The 20,830-nt window shown below is 43.5% G+C and carries 19 protein-coding genes; 13 read left to right on the forward strand and 6 right to left on the reverse strand.

The annotated features are described in order from the left end of the window. Window positions 1-74: 74 nt before the first annotated feature. Both AAAA78_RS04435 and AAAA78_RS04440 read left to right on the forward strand, forming a co-directional pair. Window positions 75-974 carry a hypothetical protein gene (locus tag AAAA78_RS04435; RefSeq protein ID WP_340590534.1) on the forward strand — a complete coding sequence of 300 codons (900 nt, stop codon included), beginning with the start codon at window positions 75-77 and terminating at the stop codon, window positions 972-974. Window positions 975-1,078: 104 nt separating this feature from the next. Then, window positions 1,079-3,097, forward strand: coding sequence for a S41 family peptidase (locus tag AAAA78_RS04440; protein WP_340590535.1), 2,019 nt, complete (start codon window positions 1,079-1,081; stop codon window positions 3,095-3,097). 73 nt (window positions 3,098-3,170) lie between these two features. On the opposite strand, the gene AAAA78_RS04445 is transcribed toward AAAA78_RS04440, so the two are convergent. Beyond that, entirely contained in the window at window positions 3,171-4,439 is a 1,269-nt protein-coding gene (locus AAAA78_RS04445) for a JmjC domain-containing protein (protein ID WP_340590536.1), read from the reverse strand. Window positions 4,440-4,596: 157 nt separating this feature from the next. Here AAAA78_RS04445 and AAAA78_RS04450 point away from each other — a divergent pair, with 157 nt between their 5' ends. Next, on the forward strand, window positions 4,597-5,814 hold the full coding sequence (locus AAAA78_RS04450; RefSeq protein ID WP_340590537.1) for a class I SAM-dependent rRNA methyltransferase: 1,218 nt from the start codon (window positions 4,597-4,599) through the stop codon (window positions 5,812-5,814). A gap of 24 nt (window positions 5,815-5,838) precedes the next feature. After that, on the forward strand, window positions 5,839-6,126 hold the full coding sequence (locus AAAA78_RS04455; RefSeq protein WP_340590538.1) for a chorismate mutase: 288 nt from the start codon (window positions 5,839-5,841) through the stop codon (window positions 6,124-6,126). Window positions 6,127-6,168: 42 nt separating this feature from the next. Here AAAA78_RS04455 and AAAA78_RS04460 read toward each other — a convergent pair whose 3' ends face one another. Continuing rightward, window positions 6,169-8,727, reverse strand: a complete 2,559-nt coding sequence (locus AAAA78_RS04460; protein ID WP_340590540.1) for a U32 family peptidase — start codon at window positions 8,725-8,727, stop codon at window positions 6,169-6,171. Between the two features lie 186 nt (window positions 8,728-8,913). Here AAAA78_RS04460 and AAAA78_RS04465 point away from each other — a divergent pair, with 186 nt between their 5' ends. The 7 genes from AAAA78_RS04465 to AAAA78_RS04495 all read left to right on the forward strand — a co-directional run bounded on the left by AAAA78_RS04465 (window position 8,914) and on the right by AAAA78_RS04495 (window position 16,166). Then, complete coding sequence (locus tag AAAA78_RS04465; protein WP_340590541.1) at window positions 8,914-9,897, forward strand: M4 family metallopeptidase; 984 nt, start codon at window positions 8,914-8,916, stop codon at window positions 9,895-9,897. Window positions 9,898-10,046: 149 nt separating this feature from the next. After that, window positions 10,047-11,156 (forward strand): thiamine pyrophosphate-dependent dehydrogenase E1 component subunit alpha, encoded by a 1,110-nt coding sequence (locus AAAA78_RS04470; protein ID WP_340590543.1) that lies wholly within the window; start codon window positions 10,047-10,049, stop codon window positions 11,154-11,156. Beyond that, window positions 11,156-12,211 carry an alpha-ketoacid dehydrogenase subunit beta gene (locus tag AAAA78_RS04475; RefSeq protein ID WP_340590544.1) on the forward strand — a complete coding sequence of 352 codons (1,056 nt, stop codon included), beginning with the start codon at window positions 11,156-11,158 and terminating at the stop codon, window positions 12,209-12,211. The genes AAAA78_RS04470 and AAAA78_RS04475 overlap by 1 nt, the downstream gene beginning before the upstream one ends. After that, window positions 12,211-13,053, forward strand: a complete 843-nt coding sequence (locus AAAA78_RS04480; protein ID WP_340590545.1) for a class I SAM-dependent methyltransferase — start codon at window positions 12,211-12,213, stop codon at window positions 13,051-13,053. Before AAAA78_RS04475 ends, AAAA78_RS04480 begins: the two co-directional genes overlap by 1 nt. A 135-nt stretch (window positions 13,054-13,188) precedes the next feature. Further along, on the forward strand, window positions 13,189-14,004 hold the full coding sequence (locus AAAA78_RS04485) for a S1 family peptidase (protein WP_340590546.1): 816 nt from the start codon (window positions 13,189-13,191) through the stop codon (window positions 14,002-14,004). A gap of 162 nt (window positions 14,005-14,166) precedes the next feature. Beyond that, window positions 14,167-14,961 (forward strand): phosphatidate phosphatase App1 family protein, encoded by a 795-nt coding sequence (locus AAAA78_RS04490; protein ID WP_340590547.1) that lies wholly within the window; start codon window positions 14,167-14,169, stop codon window positions 14,959-14,961. Between the two features lie 26 nt (window positions 14,962-14,987). Then, window positions 14,988-16,166: a hypothetical protein gene (locus tag AAAA78_RS04495; protein ID WP_340590549.1), complete on the forward strand. Its 1,179-nt coding sequence runs from the start codon at window positions 14,988-14,990 to the stop codon at window positions 16,164-16,166. Between the two features lie 63 nt (window positions 16,167-16,229). Here the strand turns inward: AAAA78_RS04495 and AAAA78_RS04500 are convergent, their stop codons facing one another. The 4 genes from AAAA78_RS04500 to AAAA78_RS04515 all read right to left on the reverse strand — a co-directional run bounded on the left by AAAA78_RS04500 (window position 16,230) and on the right by AAAA78_RS04515 (window position 19,248). Then, window positions 16,230-17,240: a hypothetical protein gene (locus AAAA78_RS04500; RefSeq protein WP_340590550.1), complete on the reverse strand. Its 1,011-nt coding sequence runs from the start codon at window positions 17,238-17,240 to the stop codon at window positions 16,230-16,232. A 98-nt stretch (window positions 17,241-17,338) separates the two neighbouring features. Beyond that, window positions 17,339-17,854 (reverse strand): orotate phosphoribosyltransferase, encoded by a 516-nt coding sequence (gene pyrE / locus AAAA78_RS04505; protein WP_340590551.1) that lies wholly within the window; start codon window positions 17,852-17,854, stop codon window positions 17,339-17,341. Window positions 17,855-17,889: 35 nt separating this feature from the next. After that, window positions 17,890-18,204: a divalent-cation tolerance protein CutA gene (gene cutA / locus AAAA78_RS04510; RefSeq protein WP_340590553.1), complete on the reverse strand. Its 315-nt coding sequence runs from the start codon at window positions 18,202-18,204 to the stop codon at window positions 17,890-17,892. Window positions 18,205-18,207: 3 nt separating this feature from the next. Continuing rightward, complete coding sequence (locus tag AAAA78_RS04515; RefSeq protein ID WP_340590555.1) at window positions 18,208-19,248, reverse strand: hemolysin family protein; 1,041 nt, start codon at window positions 19,246-19,248, stop codon at window positions 18,208-18,210. A gap of 197 nt (window positions 19,249-19,445) precedes the next feature. Between AAAA78_RS04515 and AAAA78_RS04520 the strand changes: the two genes are divergently transcribed. Then, complete coding sequence (locus tag AAAA78_RS04520) at window positions 19,446-20,246, forward strand: dienelactone hydrolase family protein (RefSeq protein WP_340590557.1); 801 nt, start codon at window positions 19,446-19,448, stop codon at window positions 20,244-20,246. A gap of 99 nt (window positions 20,247-20,345) precedes the next feature. Continuing rightward, on the forward strand, window positions 20,346-20,810 hold the full coding sequence (locus AAAA78_RS04525) for a hypothetical protein (protein WP_340590559.1): 465 nt from the start codon (window positions 20,346-20,348) through the stop codon (window positions 20,808-20,810). Window positions 20,811-20,830: the final 20 nt, after the last annotated feature.

A 20,830-nucleotide genomic window follows, 5' to 3' on the forward strand; every position in this document is an offset into this window, starting at 1 on the left:
TTCATCCCCCTTTTCGTAAGGGGGATTCTTTGCTAAATTTGCTCGACGTAATTTCAGGAACAGTCGGAGTAAGTATGAGCGACAGCTCACGCAAAGGACAATTAGAACTGGGGATCAATCGCGCTCCAGAGAAAGATAGAAACTTCCACTTGGGTGGACGTAGTTTTTATTTCTTCGACTTTGACGACAACATCGCGTTTCTTACGACACCTCTAATTCTTTTCCATAAAAATGATCGCTCCGAAGTGCAAATCTCTAGCGGAGATTTCGCTCAGTACCATCAGTCGATTGGTAAGTCCGGTCCTTACGCTGACTACCAACTTGATTTCTGTGACATGACAGGAACATTCCGTAACTTCCGCGATGTGCATATTGGTGAAGTCGAAAAACTTCAGGGTAAAAAGCAAATTTTCGTGCAAGATGTGGCCGCTGCTTTGGGCTTTCCGGATTTTCAATGGAAAGGTCCGTCTTGGGAGTGTTTCTATCACGCGGCGTTCAATCAACGCCCGGTTTCTGTGATCACGGCTCGCGGTCACCATCCCGAAACTTTAAAAGATGGCATCCGCGTTTTCGTTCAAAATAAACTGCTTCCTTTAGAACCTAATTACCTCAGCATCTATCCCGTGAGTCATAAAGAGACACGTTTAGAGTTGGGCGATTTGGATTTCACACAAGGAACCGCAGAGTTAAAACAGCGCGCCATTCGTGCGAGTGTGGAAAAGGCCATTGAACTTTATGGCTACAACGCACATCACCGTTTTGGTATGTCCGATGATGATCCTAAAAATATCCAACTTATCGTTGAAGAGATGACTCGACTAAAGGCGAGATTCCCTGAGATGTCTTTCTTTATGATCGAAACACAGCATGGAAACTTCATTAAACATGAAGTGAAGCTGGGCGGTTTGCGCGGTGAGAAAGTGGAGAACCTCTCACAACTGTCCTTTTTCGAAGAAGACAGACAAAAGTCCTAAAATCCTTCCCACGTCCTAATTTATGACGAGCTTCATAAATAGAATGCTCTCTACTAAATCTTTGATAATCTAATGAAATCAGTTTCGAACATGGAAGGATCAGCATGAGTTCATTCTCGAAAGGTGTTAAAGGTTTCATTGTTGCTGGATCATTGGCGATTTCATCGATTGCCTCAGCTCAGCTTAAAGAAGGTTTGGAATGCCGTTATCTCACGGTGATAGAACAAGGCTTCTTAGCAAATCACGTTAAGTATTCTAATCGTGATACTGAGTTGCAAACGCGAGTCGTAGATCAATATCTTAAGAGATTAGATCCTTCTAAAATTTATCTGACTCAAGCTGATGTTGAACAAATCAAAAAAATCACAGGCAATGTTTTTGAAAAAACAAAAAACAGAGATTGTGGCTTCCTTGATCAGACACAAAAGCTCGTTCTTGAGAGAGTGCAGGATCGCGCTGATTTTGCGAAAAAATACTTGGGCAAAGATTTTAAATTCGATGCCACAACGGAATTCACTTTCGATCCTGATAAAAAGCCTTGGCCAAAAGATGCTGCCGAAGCTAACGAATATCTAAAAAAATATATTCAATTCCAAATCGGAAATTACTTGGCAACAGACATGAAACTGGATGAAGCCAAGAAAAACGTCATTAAAAATTACGAGCGCGCAGTGAAGAGAACCCAAGAGACAACTCAAGATGATTTGTTCTCTGGTTACCTGGATTCTTTCGCAAGAGCTTTAGATCCACATTCAAGTTTCTTCTCTCGCGATGTGCTTGAAGATTTCGAAATTCAAATGCGTCTTTCTTTGGAAGGTATCGGAGCGACACTTTCTTCTCAAGACGGCTTCACAGTTGTGGAACAGCTTGTTCCTGGTGGGGCAGCGGCGAAATCAGGTTTGATTGAGCCTCAAGATAAGATCATTGCTGTCGGCCAAGAAAAAGGCGCGATGGAAAATGTGATTGATCAAGACTTGAAAGACGTTGTTAAAAAAATCCGTGGTAACAAAGGAACGAAAGTTCGTTTGACGATCTTGCGTAAATCCGGTGACGCGAAAAAACGTTTCGACGTTACGTTGACTCGTGAAAAAGTGAACTTGGAAGACGAGGCAGCATCTATCACGTTCGTTGATAAAGAAATCGACGGTAAGAAAAAGAAGTTGGGTATCATCAACTTCCCATCTTTCTATGCGGATTCTCGTCGTGGCGGCAGATCTTCTGCTGCGGATATGAAAAAACTTGTGAAAGAAGCTGTTGATAAAAAAGCAGACGGCTTAGTGCTGGATCTTTCTAATAACGGTGGTGGATCCCTTGAAGATGCTGTGAAAATCGCAGGTCTTTTCTTTCAAACTGGAAACGTGGTGAAGCAATCTTCTAAAAATGAAGGCCGTGCTGAATCAGCTCTTCGTGATACTGATCCAACAGTGGACTGGGCGGGACCTCTTGTTGTTTTGACAAGCCGTATTTCTGCTTCAGCTTCTGAAATCGTATCAGGAACTTTGCAAGATTATAAACGTGCCGTGATCGTTGGTGGTGACCATACATACGGTAAAGGAAGCGTTCAATCCGTTCTTCCGATTCCAAATAACTTGGGCGCCATCAAAGTGACTGTGGGTATGTTCTTTATCCCAGGTGGTAAATCGACTCAGCATCGCGGTGTTGATGCAGACGTTGTGTTGCCGGGGCCTTACAGCACGGATGACATTGGTGAGAAGTACATGGATTACTCCCTTCCGCCAAAAACAATTGAAGCGTTTATTTCTCCAGATGCTTACGTAAAAGAAGGCCCTGGTGCATGGAAGGAGCTGAAACCTGAGTGGTTGAAGTCTTTGCGTGATAGATCTTCTGAGCGTGTGGCTAAGAACGATGAATTTAAAAAGATCGTGGATGAGTTAAACAAAGCCAAAGCGCGCGGAAAAGTGATCCGTGTCAGCGAAGTGCTAAAAGATAAAAACGAAAAAGATAAAAAAGATAAGGCTAAGAAGACGGCTAGTAAGGCTAAGAAAAATGAAGAGTACTTGAAGCGTCCTGATATTCAGGAAGCAGAAAGTGTACTTCTGGATCTGATTCAGTTGCAAGAGGGTAAAGCTCTTGTAACTCCGAAGCAGGCCAACGCTAAGTAAGGCGTCTTAAGAGTCCTTTGAGTAGGGCCATGTTTGTTGTTGTTAAAGCCCAGGGCAGAACCCTGGGCTTTTTTTATTTTATAGCTGCAACTGCGCCTGCATTAGCAAGAGCTTGTAAGGCTACAAGATCTTGCTTCTGAGATGCACCCTTGAGGTAAGTGCTTACTGCACAAGCTTTGTTTGCATTCAGAGCTTTGACAAGTTTCAGAAGGCCGCTTTTAAATGAGCTTTCAACTAAAACTCCGCCGAAACTTAAATAGATTTTTTCTTTTGAAGTGATGGACTGTTGCCACAAGATCAACGAACGATCACTGCGCAGTTGAATTTCGGATTTTACCGATAATTTGCAATTCGTAACGGGAATTGTTTTAAATCCTTGCAGAGAAATATGCTGCATCCAGGATTTAAGAAACGCTTCTTGAAGTTCTAGCGAGTTCAATGTTTGAAGTAATTTGATTGATTGCTGGTAAGCCTCCGGGAGTTCGAAAACTTCACCTGAAGGCTTGTGCAGATTTTTAAATGACGTCGTAACCTTGTGCCCGACATCACCAAGTTTTTTATCAAGCAGACTTTTTAAAGATTCAGAGACCATGTCTTTTTGAGGTTTATCCACCCAAATGCCAAGACTCCATGTCGCGCTGAAGGAACCGTCAGACTCTGCAATATGCCATTCGGAAGAAGGCCAATAGGTCATGTCGCCCGGACCGGCCTCCAAAAGCTGGGAATCTTTTTTGTATTTGTCGTATTTAAACGAACGATCAAGAGCAGGATTTTTTTTGCCAAATTCTGAGGGCCAAAGACGGAATTTCTTTGTTCCAGCCACCGGAAAGCTAAAAACTCCGCAAGAGTCCACGTGAACACCAAACGGTGTCTTGCGATAGTTCCCGAGATAAAGACCCATCTCAGAAAAACGATTGGGGTAACCTACATGACGATAAAGCTCATTCGTGAAATCAGTTAAAAGATGTTGTTTCTTAAGGTTCACGGTCAAAAGTTCATCGCAGACTAAGCAGTAATCCGAGAAGAGGTCTTTCATGCGCTTGTGATATCCCAAAAGAGATTTGTCTTTTTTTACGGGAAGAACTTGCAGGACGTCTTCAGCTCCCACCTTAAAACCCTGGATGTAAAACTTAAAGCCCTCGGGATTGTTGGTCTTGCGGCAGCGATCGCTATAAAGAACCAAAAGGTCAAAGATCTCGGCATCGCTCATTTCTAAAAGACCCGATTTAACGTTCTTTAAAAGAAGAGGCTTTTTTTCCCAGTTGTTCTTGGCGAAATCTTGCCAAAATTTCTGATCTAACAAGATGGGTTTGGTAGAAGACAAGGACGATTTTTGAGCCATAGAGGCCGAGATTCAATGAGAAACCCTAACGAGTCAAACAAAGAAGGGCTGAGTGAAAATAAGGGGTTGGCAAATTTACTGAGTTCCCCAAAAGGAACTCATAGTCCTTGTGAGAGGCGCAGATTTGGCTTAAAAAGAGCCTCTTCTAAGGAATTATATGAACTCTGCGGCTGTCACATTTGAAGAACCCGTTTTGGCCATCGAGCTTAAAAGGGACGTCACAAAGCACCTTAAAAGAGGGCACCGTTGGATCTTTGCCAATTGTTTTGACGAAGGACGCCCGCCTAAGTCGGGGATTCATCTTTTGGTTTATAAAGGCGAGGCGCTTGCCTTGGGAATCTGGCAGGGTGACACGCAATTGCGCTTCCGCGTTTTGGTTTTGGCGGATGAGCCTATTTTTAGACGCAATAACGTGAAAAGAACCTTGGAGCTTTACTTCGACAGCCAATGGCGCAAGGCCGTTGAGATTCGTAAGACCTTTGATTTATCCATCACAAATTCTTTCCGTCTTATTAACGGCGAAGGGGATGGCCTTCCTGGTTTGATCGTGGATGTTTACAACGATACAGCTGTGATTAAGCATGACCATGCCATCATGGAAAAAACTTGGAATGCAAAAGTAATCGCTGAAAAAATTCGGGCCGACTTTCCTCAGGTGAAATGCGTGTATCTAAAACGCCGTAACGACGTCGAAGAAAAAGGCGTCAACATCGTTGGAACCTTAGCACCTGAAGTGCAATTTCTTGAAAATGGCGTGTTGTTCGCATCAAACATTCGCGATGCCGCTAAGACAGGTTTCTTTTTAGATCAAAGAGACAACCGGAAGATGATCCAGCACTTTGCCAAGGGAAAAACGGTCCTAAATCTTTTTAGTTATACGGGCGGGTTTTCTCTTTTCGCTGCAAAGGGCGGAGCCAAAGAAGTGACCAGCGTTGATATTGCCAAGGTTGCCATTCAAGCGGTCGCTCGCAATTTTGAAATCAACGGCTTCAAAACTGCACACACTGATATTGCGACGGACGCTTTTGCTTTTCTTGAACAGCAAAACGTAGAAAAGAAAAAATATGATCTTGTGATCACGGATCCTCCCAGCTTTGCGCCGAATGAAAAATCCGTGGAACAAGCGAAAGCCGCTTACACCAAGGTCTTTTCAAATTCGATTAAGCTTGTAAACTCTGAGGGCTTATTCGCCGCGAGTTCTTGCTCAAGTCATATCTCAACCAAAGAGTTCATCGATATCTGCCAGGAAGCCTTCTCGAAAGCGCGTAAGAAGGGAACCTTGGTTTATCTGGGCGGACAACCTGTGGATCACCCTTATCCATTGGCTATGGAAGAGCTTCGTTATCTGAAGTTTGCGCTCTTCCGTTTGGATTAATTTTAAAAAGTAGAAGGTAGAACTGTGGAAACCATTGCCAGTCTTCGTCAGGAAATTGATCAGGTTCATAAAGAGTTGCATGACTTGCTTCTGCGCCGTCGTGATTTGACGATGGCAGTATGGAAAATCAAGAAAGAGCAAGGTCTGCCGTTTTATAGCCCTGAACGGGAAGAGCAGATTCTAAAAGACTTCGTGAACTTGGGAACGGGACCGTCCAAAGACCCATTATTTGAGGAACTTCTTAAGAATGTGATGGAGTCTATTCTTAGAGAGTATCAGACGTATTTAAACGCCAAATATCCGCTAAAATAAACGACAGCTTCTGACCGCTTTGTCAGAGCTGCCTTCGTTCAATTATTTCTTACGACTTTGATATTCTTTTTCTCTTTGAAAATGACTTTCAGAAAGACCGTAACTTTCAACGTTTCCAAGGTCTTTGATCAATGATTCCAAATCCTTTTTGCCGTTGATAAAGTCCAAGTGTCCTTGGATTTTTGCAATGAGTTCCGTCTCGCGTTCCTTCAAAGCTTCATAGCGGATGTAACCCAGACCCAGCGATTCCCATTCTTTAATGAAACGAGCTGCCGACTGAGAAGTGGCGTTGAACATGGTGTTGCGACACTCTTGATCGGGTTTAATTTGATGCCAGTTGCCGAACTGATCTTTGAGTTTTACCTGATGTTTTTCACAAGGCTTGCCACAATCTTTGAAGCTGGAGCCTTTGCTTAAGAACGCCGCGAACACACAATGCTCCATGTGGAAGCTTGGCATGTATTGATAAGCAGTGACTTCAAAACGATCAGCTTGACCGGCTTGAATCAACTCACTGACTTGCAAGTGGTTAAGATCATAACCCAAGCACAGACTTGAAAGTCCCTTATCAAGCAGATACTGAGCTGTTAGATGATTAGTGACGTTTAAGCTGAAATCACCTAAGATCTGACCCTGATAAGCATTGGCTTGCAGGTACTGAACAGCACCTAAATTGCGCGCAAGAATCGCATCGGGATTGAGATTCAAAAGGTGTTTGATATTACGGTGCTCATTTGGTTTTAAGATACGTGTTGTTGCGATAGCAACTTTCAAATCTTGTTCTCTTAAAAGATTTAGACTTGGTTCGAAATCAAGACCGAATTCGAAATCCAAAATAACGAGATTCAAACTTTCAGTGCTAAGCGTTCCCGCTTTGATCGCATTCGCCACATCTTCAACTTGCGCTTTTTCACGCAAGAGAAGATTTAGCTTCACCCCAGAAGCTTCTTTTTGTGATGCTTTTTTATTTTCAATCCACGAACCCATTTGGGTGGCAGAACCAATTTCTGGCGCTCTACCGTTTTGAATACGCAGCTCCGTCAATTCTTTAACAAGCTGTTGGCGCAATTCTTTGATCTGGCGGTGAGGTAAAAACAGAGGAGTTGCATTGTCCAACTCGCAAGAAAAGCCTTCACCACGGAACGGACTTCCCATCAAAGCAAAAAGCTCTTCGCGCAAATCAAGAGAGTTCAGTCCTTTGCTTTTTGCGGCTTCACAAACGTTTTCAGAATAAGCAGTGACGGTGTTTTTGCCATCAGAGTATTCGACCTTCAGAGGTTGATCCAAGGAAGCTTCGGCGCGAATGAACACAGGCACGCGTTTTTTTCTTTGTTTGTCTTCAACGCTCAAAGCGACATCTTTTTTAAGATCTTTATCGTGATTATAGAAAACACGGGCACCCAAGTACAAACCATCCATCGCGATGTCACGGGAGAATTCCAATTCAAAACGACGGGGATTCAATGTTTTTACGGCGAAAACGAATCCGCCTTTTTCAACACTTTGTCCGTTACGATCATTGTAGACCCAAAGAACACCATCACCGGCTTTGATGAAATCAGCCTTCAAACCTTGCGCGACATTCTCTTCCGTGATTTCCACTTCTAAAGAGTTGCCGTTCACGCGCGAGATTTTTCCGAACTCAAAACCTCTATGTGCACTGAAAGTTCCCTCGACCAATTCTTGGTGATTCACGCCATGGAACCAACCGCTGTAAAAGCCGCGAGAAAATGCCGTGGCCATTTGCTTTTTTAAAAGAATCGGATTTGTAAGAATATGATTTTTTTGAGCTGTCGTAATCGCTTCGTCAAAGCTGCGAGCCGCTGTTGCTACATATTCAGGAGTTTTTAAGCGGCCTTCGATTTTAAAGCAATCAACACCAGCCTCTAAGAGGCTTGGAACTTCGTTGATTCCACAAAGATCTTGAGGAGAAACTAGGAACGATTTTCCATTAAGGTCGCGCTTTTCACCATCAACGTGCATTTCATAATTGAAGCGACAGCTTTGCGCACACTGACCGCGATTGGCAGAACGACCGCCGATACCTTCAGAAGTAAAACATTGTCCTGAGTAGCTCACGCACAAAGCACCGTGAACAAAGACTTCGATTTCTTTGCTGGTATTTTGTTTGATCGCTTGAATTTCTTTGATGGAGTTTTCACGCGCTAAAACGAAACGCTGAATACCCAAATCGTCCAACCACTGAATAGCTTCGGCATTGCTGATACTCATTTGCGTGGAAGCGTGAACACGTTGATGCGGAGCCATTTGGCGAATCATTCGCACCAAGCCGAGGTCTTGAACGATGAAGGCGTCTGGTTTTAAAGGAAGAATTTTTTCAAGGGTTTCGGCTGCTTTGTGAAGCTCGTTTTGGAAAATTAAAATATTGAAAGCCAGGTTTACTTTCACGCCGTAAAGATGGCAGGTATCGATGATCTCTTTGACCTCTTCAATTTGAAAGTCGTAACTGCGACCGCGGGCATTGAATCCTGGAACTCCCATGAAAATGGCATCGGCACCATTGTGAATGGCAGCCATAGCCATTTCTTTTGTACCTACGGGGAGCAACAGTTCGGGACGCTTCAAATTTTGATTTTCCATAGGGGGGTAATTAGCCAGCACCGAGGCTTTTTCGCAAGGGGAAAGAGGGGACATGAGCCCTTTTACAAAACTGATGTTGGGTCCTGTCGACTTTTTAGACGGCCCTGGAGAGTTTATAGGCGCTGATTCAAAACTCCGGAGGCGTGCTATAACGGCGACTCCAAAACTTATTACCTGGAGTATCTTGTGTTTAAAAAGTTTGTAGCGACGGCTTTAGTTGCGTGTTTTGCAGTGCCTGCAATGGCTCGCCCGCAAATTCGCATTTTCTATTCTCTTCCTTGGTATCCAACAGGTGTTGAGGTTATTAAAGACGGTGAGGATACATCTCGTTTGCTTGTTCGTCAGGCGATTAAAAACTCTTCGTCACACAAAGATGCTTATAAGACACTCGTCACGACAACGGATTTTTTTGAAACGCAGTTTGGCCGTCGCAGTTATGATGGACAAAACTCTGAAATTTTAGCCACGGTAGGGCTTGGCAAAATCAATATCATTCCTGTTTTTAGCGCCTTTAAACAAAATGCAGCGTGGGCTTCAGGCTTAAACCGTTTCCTTTTCGGTGCCGGCGGCTCTGTTCTTGATAATTTTGAAAAACACATCGACGTGGTTGCGCACGAATACACTCATGCCATCGTGGATACATCTTCTCGTTTAAAATACGAGGGTGAAGCGGGAGCTTTGAATGAAAGTTTCGCGGACGTATTCGGAGAAATGGCTGAAGTTTATTCGGGTCGTTCCACTCAAAAATGGTTGATCGGTGAAAACGTTTTGACTGAAAACGGCAAACGTCAATTCAGTCAAAAAGAAGGTCGCACGATCGTAGCGTTGCGTGACATGATGAATCCTGAGAGAGGTTTGGATAAACAGCCTTCTCATGTGTCGCAAATTCCAAAAGAAATGGGACCTGGTTGTGTTCCTTCTTCTGGCAATGACAACTGCGGCGTTCACATGCTTAGTGGTATTCCAAACAAGGCTTCGGCTTTGATGGTAGAAGCTTTGGGTTGGGAAAAGATGAAAGGTATTTTCTATACCGTCATGACTCAGAAGCTTACGCCAGATGCGCAATTCCAAGATTATGCGCGTGAGATGCTTAATACTTGTGCGGAGCGCTTAAGTCCTCAAGAGTGCAACGCTGTTTTTGAATCCCTTCGTGCGGTTGGACTGCGCTAGTTTCTTCTCAGACCCCTTTATATTTGATCTGAGCCCGGTTTTCGGGCTCTTTAAAGAATCTCCAAGGTCCCCTTTTTCGGGACCTATTTGACGTGACAAAAGCTTCTCTTTTCGCTTAGATAGACGCGAATTAGAGATGGAGATTTTCAATGTCGAAAAAGACCACTGTGAAAGCAGGGAGCAAGCCGTCTGCGAAAAAAGCAGCGAAGCCCACTGCGAAGGCAGCTACGAAGACTTCTAAAAAAGTAACAACTAAAGCAGATAACTTTGGCGGACTCTCTGAAGAGATCTTGCTTCGCATGCATGACTTGATGGTGAAATCGCGCGTGCTTGAAGAGCGTCTGATTAAAATCTACAAAGCCGGTGAAGCGTATTTCTGGATCGGTGGACCGGGCGAAGAAGCTTTCGGTGTGCCACTCGGAATGCTTGCGAACAAAGGTCAAGGCCTTGCTCATGATTGGTTCCACTTGCACTATCGTTGTACGCCAACGTTGTTGGCTCTTGGTATGACGATGATTGATTCTATTCGTTTGATCATGAATAGATCCACAGACCCTTCAACGGGTGGTCGTAACTTTGCCAACCACTATTGCTTCCCGCAATGGAACGTGGCTCCTGTAACTTCTCCTATCGAAGTTCAATATCCGATTGCTTGCGGAACGGCTCACGCGCAAAAACGTTTCGGTAAAAAAGCGATTTCGATTGTGACTGGCGGTGATGCCGGAACTGCGGAAGGTGATTTCGCTTCGGCATTGATCTTGGCGTCTCGTAAAGGCCAAGAGTTGCCAATTCTCATTACTGTTCAAAATAATAAATTCGGTATCTCAACTCCGTTTGAAGGACAACACGGTGAAACGAACATCGCGGACCGTGCGAGAGCTTTCAATATTCGTTCACGCGTGATCAACGGTAACGATCCTGTTGAATCTTACTTGGCGATGCAAGAAGAGATGGAATACATCCGCAAAACTGGAAAGCCTTCGTTTATCGAAGCGCACGTGACTCGTTTGTACGGTCACTCTTCAGCAGATGGTGCGAATAAAAAAACTCATATGTTTGATCCTGTCTTCGAATTTGAAAACAGATTGATCAAAGCGGGTATCATTTCTGAAAAAGCCGCGAAGAAAATCTGGGAAATCTATGAAGAAGAAGGAGTCTTGGCGCAAGAGAAAGTTCGTCAAGAACCGTCACCAACTTCGGAATCTGTTTGGGATCATGTATTCGTCGGCAATGAAAATGCAGACTGGAGGAAATTCTAATGGCGAGTGTAGCACAGGCTATCAGAATGGCCCTTCACTACGGTGAAAAAAATCTTGGTGTTAAAGACATCTTTGGACAAGACGTAGGCGCACCTCTTGGTGGTGTATTTACGGCGACTCAAGGTCTTAAAAATGCGTGGAACTCTCCGCTTGATGAACGCGGTATCATCGGTATGGCGATGGGTATTGCGATGACGGGCGACCGTTGTGTAGCTGAGATCCAATTTGCGGATTATATCTTCAATACAATTGATCTACTAAAAATTGCCGGAAACACTTTGTGGTGTACAAACGGCCAAGTCGAACTTCCGATGGTGGTGATGACTCCTGTAGGGGCGGGAATTTTTGGTTCCGTTTATCACTCTCATTCGTTTGATGCTTGGGCTTCTCGTCTTCCAGGTTGGAAAATCGTGATGCCTTCAAATCCTTTGGATGCTTACGGCTTGATGCTTTCTGCGATCAAAGATCCAAATCCTGTTTTGTATCTAAAATCGAAAGCTTTGATGCGCCATAAAGGTGATGAACTCATCCCTGGTGAACCAGTTGATGAAAAAGAATTAAAAGCGATGATTGATAAGCCGGTGCAAAATGCAGAAGGCTGGAAGCCTCGTTGGCCAGATCTTGAAGAGTACATGGTGCCAATTGGTAAAGGTAAGATCACTCACTCTGGAGAACACATCACGGTTGTTACATACAGCCGCATGGTTCATCTTTGTGATGAAGTGGCTGCGAAATTGGCGCAAGAGGGAATCTCTGTTGAAGTGATCGATCTTCGCTCCATTTATCCTTACGACTGGCAGTTGATTAAGTCTTCCATTGAAAAAACAGGTCGTGTTCTTTTCGTGAATGAAGATACGGAAGTAACAAACTTTGGTGAGCACTTGGCTTATCGTGCAACTCAGGAGTTGTTCTATCAATTGATGGCACGTCCTCGTGTCCTTGCTGGTAAAAACTTGCCTGGTATCGGGCTTCATCCAAATCTTGAGAAGAACTCTGTGCCACAGCTTACTGATATTGAACTTGCGATTCGTGAAGTCGTAGCGGAAGTCCCATAATGACGAAAAAAGAAGTGAACCACAGAAAAAAAGTCCGTCGTCGTGTTAATAAAAAAAGCGCGAAGATTCTTTTCGATAAGTACGAGCTTTATCGTAAAGCCGTACAATCGGCGGAAAACGATGTTGTTTTTATCCGCGATACCTATAAGGAATTAAAAGGTAAAGGCGCTCGTACTTTCCGTGAAGACTTCTGTGGAACTTTTGCTCTTTCGACAGAGTGGATTAAGTTGAATCCTCGTCACGAGGCGATCGGTATTGATCTTGATCCAGAACCGATGGCTTACGGTCGTCAGAATTATTTGATTAAGATGAGACCTGAACAGCAACGTCGTATGAAGTTGCTTGAAGGAAACGTTCTTGATGCAAATCTTCCGAAGGCTGACATTGTGGCTGCAATGAACTTCTCTTATTTTTGTTTTAAGCAAAGAGACGTTCTAAAAAAATATTTTGCGAACGTTCTAAAGACGTTGAATAAAGATGGAATGTTTTTAGTGGATATTTTCGGTGGCAGTCAGTGCTACGATGCCATTGAAGACACCATTAAGCACGAAGGCTTTACTTACTACTGGGATCAAACAAACTTTGATCCTGTGACGAATGAAGCTCTTTTCCATATTCACTTCAGAGTTTGGGGTAAAAAAATCGAGCAAGTTTTCAGTTACGACTGGAGAATTTGGTCGATCCCTGAGATCCGCGATATCATGCACGAAGTGGGCTTTAGGAAGACTCACGTGTATTGGGAAGGCACTGCTAAGGACGGCACGGGTGACGGTAACTTCACACGCGTTGATCACGGTGAAGCCTGCCAAAGCTGGATTGCCTACATCGTAGGTGAAAAGTAAGTCTTACATCTTAAGAGGCGGAAGTGTCTAATCCGTGTCCGCCTCAAATTCTTTAAGTCAAAATAAACAACAATAAACCTGGCAGAACCCTTGCTTAGGGCTTCTTCATCTCAAAATACTAGAAGGACGTTGGCGATGAAAAAGTTTGTGGGCCCGGGCTTGGGGTTGGTTTTGTCTGTTTCTCTTTTGGCGGGGTGTTCGTCTTCGAAGGATGCTAAAGCGCCTGCTCAGTGTGTTCCGGCTTCGCAAATGGATGGAATTATCGGAGGAGTGAAAGTAACGGCGGCCGATGCTTTGGCTAAGAAAGTCGTTTTGCTTTTAATCAAATCAGGCAAAGACTCTTCCATTTGCACGGGAACTCCGGTTTCTCGCGACGTCATTTTGACGGCAGCTCACTGTGTGAAGAACGCTGATAAAGTGATGGCGATTTTCCACACGGACATTACTTGTGAATCTGGATTTAACAAAGAGAAACAGTCTGTGATCGCGAGTGATTTCCTTTATCACAAAGACTACTCAGGACGTTCTAATGCGGAAAATGACGTGGCTCTTGTCAAACTTCCAACATCTATTCCTTCTGATTATCACGTTAGTAAAATCTATGACGGGAAAAGTGCTCTAAGTTCTGACACTGTGACCTTGGCAGGCTATGGTATTACGGCGGAATCAGGCGAAGGCTCTATGTTCCTTCGTACGACTCAAAAGAGTTTTAAAAAAGATCTCTACACGACTTCAACGAACGTTGTGATGTCACAACCTGACAACGGAATTTGTTCTGGAGATTCTGGCGGCCCGGTATTCGTGGAAGTACGTGGAGAGTTGCAAATTCTAGGCGTAAATTCCATCGTGAATGGTCGCACGGAAGCAACGGTGTGCCACGGTCGCGGAGTTTCTATGTATGCTCCCTATTACCAAGATTGGGTTCAAAGACAGATTCCAAATCTAAGATAATTTTTTAAACAGGGGTCTGTTTCTAGTGGCCCCTTCTTTGCTCTTCATACCTCGTGTGACCTGAAAGTGTTCTAAATTCTTTTTGAGCATTCCTGAGAGACGCGGGCTGGCGCCTGCTGTCTATTTTTTGGTCGCATCTTTAAGCGATTACGGAGAGCAGATATGATGAAGTTTTCAGCCTTAATTCTTTCTTTGACCCTTGTTTCGCAAGCGGCGTTGGCTAAGATTCTTGTTATCTCTGATATCGATGACACAATTAAAGTGACTCACGTTTTGACTAAAGAAGGAGCGGCAACCTCTTTTGTGGATGAAACCAGCCGCTTTGCCGGAATGCCGGAGCTTTATCAGTTGCTTAAAAAATCTCACAAGGATATCGAGTTTCACTATGTCAGTTTGGCGCCGTGGCTTTTGATGCGTGACAAGCATGAAGACTTTTTAGAAGAAAATGATTTTCCGATCACGAAGCTTGATATGAACATGGGGATCAAGCAAGATCCTGAGCTAAAGCAAAAAGTGATTCGTAAGTTGCTTGATAAAAAGAAACCTGAGCTGGTAATTTATTTCGGCGACAACGGTCAGTTTGATACTGTTGTTTATGATCAAATGGTGAAAGAGTATCCGCAGATTCCTCATGTGAGTTATATCCGTGAAGCTTATTCTTCTTTGGGTGAATCGAAGTATCCTACCTTGCCTGGACAAATTGGTTTTGTCACAACGGTTGAAGTCGCTATCGATCTTATTCAAAAAAAGATTTTACCTGCGAACACCTACGGATCTATCGAGCGCGAAGTTTTTAAACGTTTGCTTCGTGACGAAGAAGGTGGTGAGACATTTGGTAAAATGGTTTTCCCGTGGTGGCAAGATTGCCGTGATTTCAAATGGCAGTGGACGGTCGAAAATCCATCTCTGCAATTGCTGGCCATTGAAAGCGCGATTGCGAAGAAGTGTCAGAAGTAATTCGGTAAGTGAAAGAGGATGTGATAATGAAAACAAAGGCTTCATTCTCATTGATAGTAGCTTCAACTATGCTGTTGTCGGCGTGCTCATTTCAAAAAGATCCTGATAAAAAAGCTCCAGCGACTCCTGCTCCTGTGAAAATCGGGATGACGAAGGAGGAGTTGCAACAAGAAATCTTGAAGTCCTCGGATATTGCTTTTCCGGACAAACTTTTACTCGCGGCAAAAAAAGAAGATAAAGACCTTGTATATAGATTACTTCGAGAAGCGACAAGCAAAGATCTTAATGAATATGGAGTCGGCGGTTTTACAGCGATGGAGCTTCTTATCAAAAGTGGTGAAGATAGTCTGTTTTTAGATGCTTTATCTAAAGGTGGTTCACTTTACAAGTTTAGAAAGGGTACAAAATATCGTATCTATTCAATTCTGGATGACTCTCCAAATAACTTTCTGGATCTTTCTAAAGAGGCAATACCAAAAGCCGATGAAAAAATGAGGAAAGATGCAGTTTATTCACTCATGTCGCCTTCCACTTTTCTCTCGAACTATTGGGAGACCAATTATCCGGTACTACGAGTTGTAGAAGGAAAGACTGTTTTGGAAAGCATCAAGAATTTTAAGGCTGGGTATATTGATATTTCGCTAAGGTATGAACGAGTGCAGTCATGGGCGCCCCTTTTGAAGCTCATAGAGGATACAGAAGGACCGATTACAAACGGTGTCTTTGAGTTGCTTTTGTTCTTTGTCGAAATAAGAGACCCTTATAGTGTGCAATATTTAAAAGACAAAATTGGAGTTCTCTCGGCCGAACAACGGCAGCAACTTCTTCAAAGTGTTACCTATCCGACAGTAGAATGGCTACTTGACCTGAATAGTATTATTTCTTTTAGTGAAGATGAATTCCATTTCTTAGAGTCGAAAACAATCAAAGAACTGGAATTGATAGAAGCTAAAAAACTAAAGGCCATTCGAGCTAATTTTAATCGTTGGGATGTAAATGAGTATACAGCAAAGAATTTGCCGAGATTGTATTCCTTCTTAAATGATAAGTTTAAGGGTATTGATGGTAAGGTGGATGATAGGGCCGCAGGAATTGGTAGTAATGCGGAATTTAGATCTTTTTCATACCGAAATCTTTATGAAGCTCTTATGGAAGATGATACTTCCGAATATCAGCGATGCCTGACTTGGTACGATAAATATTAAATTTAGAAAACATAATATAAGGGGAAAAGTGGTGGCGGTTTCCAAAGAACACGCCACACATTTTTATTTTACGCCTTGTCCTTGTTTTTGTCTTGGCCCTGGCGGTGGAGCTAAAGGAACTCTTCCGGAACTTGTAGGAGTAGGAGAAGAAACTGACGATCCGCAAACATCGGAACTGATTTCGCACGAAGCGGTCATTTCTCTGCAAAACTTGCTATTTTCAGTTTGAGATTGAAGGAAAGAATTTAATAAAGGATCTCCTTTGCCTTCTTGCATTCTCTCTATTTCGCGGAGGCACTCTGTAAGACCATTGTCTTTGTCTCCAGACTGAACAATACGGTCACCACCGGATTTTTTTTCTCCAGAAACGTCGTAGTCTGATTGTAAAGCTTGTTTAAGTCTTCTCACGAAGGAAGGTCTGCGTTCACTTTTAGACTGTCCGACATTGTACGTAGGATATTTATCAGCGAATTTTTTATCGGCTGCATCGCTGGGGTTGTTGCTCTTAAAAGGATCGGGGCTGTTTAAAAGTAAATAGTTCATGTTTTCGGAAGCGTCCCATCCGAATAATGAACTATCAAAACCGTAATATTTACCTAGGCTTTTCATCGCTTTATAATCGAGATTCGAATTTCTGGTTAAACCGGGATAGATAGCACTTTCCCAATCGTTAGGTGCAACGTCAGAACTTTTTTCGGTGGCTCTTTTTGACCAGTCTTTACTGATGTACTTTTGGCAAAAGCCATAATCACGTAACATAGAAATGACGACTCGTTGATAGTTTGCTCTCGCATCAAAGTTTGTTGCGATATTATTTTTTCCTGAGTCATCGAGTTTCATATGTTGAACAGCCATTGTCCCTAAAAGGGCAAGCCACTTTTCAGACGGAACGACTTCTCTACCATCGGCTTTGTCTGCGAAATATTTTTGAGCACCGCAGGAGACACATTCTAAATAAGTGTTTTTGAGTCTTTGACCACTGCTGCGGCAATTGAACTCATCATAGCCCGCGAAGCTGGTTGCGGAAGTGAATGCGATGGCTGCGATGGTTAGGATTTGCTGGTATGTTTTCATCCCTTACTCCTGGTAGTAAACCAGTCCTTATTATCGGAATAAGACGGGATTTCTTAAGAGGGAGACTTTGGTCCAGTCTCCCTTGAAAGGAATGGCGATTAGAAATCTGATTTTTTAAATAGAGGCGTGAGTTCCAAACCGACTTCAACAAGTTTTGGCTCTGGGAAAACGGGACCACGATGAATCACGCAAAGAACGTGGCTGATCTGTGCACCAATCGAGCGAAGATCGGCTGTTGAAAGTACGACCTGTCCGCCTGTTGTCACAACGTCTTCGATCACGCAAACTTTTTTGTCTTTGATTTCTAAGCCTTCAGCAAATTTGCAAGTGCCGTACTCTTTGGCTTCTTTGCGCACGAATACGCAAGGGATTCCTGTTTCTAGTGACAGAGCTGTTGCGATAGGAATACCGCCCATTTCAAGACCTGCTAATACCTCAGTACCCGTAGGAATAAGAGGAGCCATGTGTTTTGCGATTTCACGAAGCAAAGCAGGTTGCGCTTCAAAACGATATTTGTCGAAATACTCGTTCGAGATTTGGCCTGAGCGCAATTTGAATTCGCCCGTCAAGTGAGCGATGTCGTAGATTTTTTTCGCTAATTCTTGCTTTGTCATAAGATCTCCCAACGAGTTTTAGGAGATCATAGAGGTTATTTCAGGCTTTCTTCAAGCCACTTCTTATAGGAGTCATTGATTCCTAGGACGGGGAGAGTCATAACGCACGGAACGTCGTAGGGATGCAGCTCTTGCACTCTTTTTGTGATTCTTTCCTGCGCGTCAGGGGTTTTCAATGTCTTGAGGATTAGGATATATTCAGAGCTTGTCTCTATTTTTCCTTCCCACCAATACATCGACTCCATTCCCGGAATGATATTCGCGCAGCCAATAATTTTCTCTTCCAATAAAGTCTGCGCGATTTTTTCAGCCGAAGTTTTGTCGGGGCAAGGAATATAAAACAAGATCATGGATTAACTCTTGCGGAGTTTTTGTTTGCGCAATTGCCATTGTTCAAGCGCAAATTTTCTCATGTCTTCGACGTTGTCCAGCTCATCAACGATTTCAACACCCAAAAGTGTTTCGACAGCATCTTCTAAGCTCACAAGACCAGCCACGATTCCGTATTCATCAACGGCCAAAGCGATGTGCTCTTTTTCTTTGATAAAGAAATCGAGAACCTGAGACACCGTCATGCGCTCTGGAATACTTGAAATCGGAGTCACAAGGTCGCCAACCGGTTTGTCATGTTGGTCGTTAGAAAGAGCTTCGTGAATTTTATAACGATAAGTCATACCGATAATGTTATCGAGACTTCCTGAATAAACCGGAATGCGCGAAAAACGCAGTGGTTTGTACTTCATGAATACATCTTCCACTGTCAGCTCTTTATCCAAAGCAAAGAAAACCGAACGCGGAGTCATGATATCTGAAACGTAGATCTTATCGAGCATCAAAAGATTTTTGATGATGTTGGACTCTTTGCCTTTCAAAGTTCCTTCTTCGACACCGATCTCTGCCGTCATCAGAATTTCTTCGCGGGTGACTTCGGGATCTTCAGAGCTTTTAGAAAACAACTTACCTAACCACTCTGACATAATCACCAGCGGATAAAGCATGATGATCATCAATTGAATGGTGTAGGCAGAAAACGGCAAAAGCATTTTCCAGTGAGAAGCTCCGATGGATTTAGGAATGATTTCTGAAACTACCAAGATCAAAAATGTCAGAACGAAAGACGCTGCGGTAACAGCTTCTTGTCCATAGTGAATTTGAATTTGATAAGCAATCGCTGCGGAGCCAAGGGTGTGAGAGACGGTATTAAGTGTCAGGATAGCAGAAATAGGGCGGTCGATGTTTTCCTTAAGATGTTCCAGAAGCTTGGCGCTTCGTCGGTTCTCTTTGACAAGGACTCCGATGTAAGCCGAAGTCGATGTGAGCAGAACCGCCTCAAGCATCGAACATAAAAATGAAATTCCAATTGTGGAAAAGAATAAAACGATGATCAAAGTCATAGATGAAGTAAATCTGAGAAGTTAAATGTGACCGGCCGAAGCCTGTGATATTCCATAGATGTTTAAGTGTACCATAGCAGGGAAGGCTCATGTCTATAACGCAAGATGCAAAACTGTATCGCGGCAGGTAATAACAAGGACTTTTGACCCTGGTGCAGTTGTTTTTATAGACTTTGGTAAAGGAAAAAGGAGTCAAGATGAAGATCGTGGTCGCTCTTATGGCAGCGTTGGGGCTGCAATGGTTTGTGATGTGCTCAAATAGTAATGCCGCCGTCAAAACAGAACCCGTCGAGTACAAAGATGGAAAAACAACTTTGGAAGGCTTCTTGGCTTACGACGACACAGTGACATCTCCTCGTCCCGCAGTCGTGATTGTGCATCAGTGGATGGGACTGACAGATCACGAAAAAAACAGTGCACAACGTTTGGCTCAGCAAGGTTATGTGGCTTTTGCTTTAGACATTTACGGTAAAGGTGTTCGTCCGGGATCACCACAAGAAGCCGGCAAACTTGCGACTCAATACAAAAGCGATATTAAATCTTTTAGACAAAGAGAAAAAGCCGCTCTTGATTTTATCTCAAAAAATAAAAAAGTAGATCCGAAACGTATCGTGATTATAGGTTATTGTTTTGGTGGAACCGGAGCTTTGGAAGCCGCTCGTGCTGGATTTCCTGTCATAGGAGCTGTGAGCTTTCACGGAGGGCTTTCCACTCCGAACCCTCAGGAAACTAAGAGCGTAAAACCTAAGTTGCTAGTCATGCATGGTGCGATTGATCCGAATGTTCCTCTGACTGAGGTTGAAGGCTTTATGAAAGAGATGAATGATGCTAAGGCAGACTATCAGTTCATTGCTTATTCAGGTGCCGTGCACGCATTCACGCAAAAAGAAGCGGGCAATGATCCATCAAAGGGAGTTGCATACAATGAGGCGGCGGACCGTCGCTCTTGGCAAGCCTTTATGGATTTCCTCCATGAGGTCGTTCCTGTGTCTAAATAGTCGTCAATCGTGAAAATATGGTAAGGGGAGCCCTCGCGGATGGCGGGGGCTTTTTATTTGTGCTAGATGCTTCTTTTTTAAAACAAAAAAGGAGTCATCATGAAGTCATTATTGCTTGCAGTTCTCGTGTCATTTTCTTTGGTTTCTTACGCGGGAGTTTCTCAGGCTTCTCAAGATGTTGTTTCAGCTAAAAAAGGTAAATCAGAACCGGCTCCAAAAGACCGTGACGAGCGTAAAGGCGGAAACGAAGACGTAGATCCGCGTCAGGAAACTTACGAAGGCAACGATCGTGATGGCGGTTCTTTTGATGGTGGTGGTTACGAAGGCGGCAGTGGTGAAGGCGGAATGATCGGAGAGATTTTTTATGCTCCAGGAAGTTCGCACCAACCTGTGACCACAACATCCAAAAAAGAAGATCGTGGTGACGTGATCGTTTACACTATTATCACACGCCAAGCAGTAAGCCCGACAGAGCTTTGCACAACAACGACTGTAACTACAGTTCATAAAGCGACTGAAAAAGTAGTCTCTTCAGATACGGACACTTACTGCATCAATTTCTAAAAAATCGAAAAATTTAGAAT

The organism is Bdellovibrio sp. BCCA (genome assembly GCF_037996825.1).
In the GTDB taxonomy this organism is placed as follows: Bacteria; Bdellovibrionota; Bdellovibrionia; order Bdellovibrionales; family Bdellovibrionaceae; genus Bdellovibrio.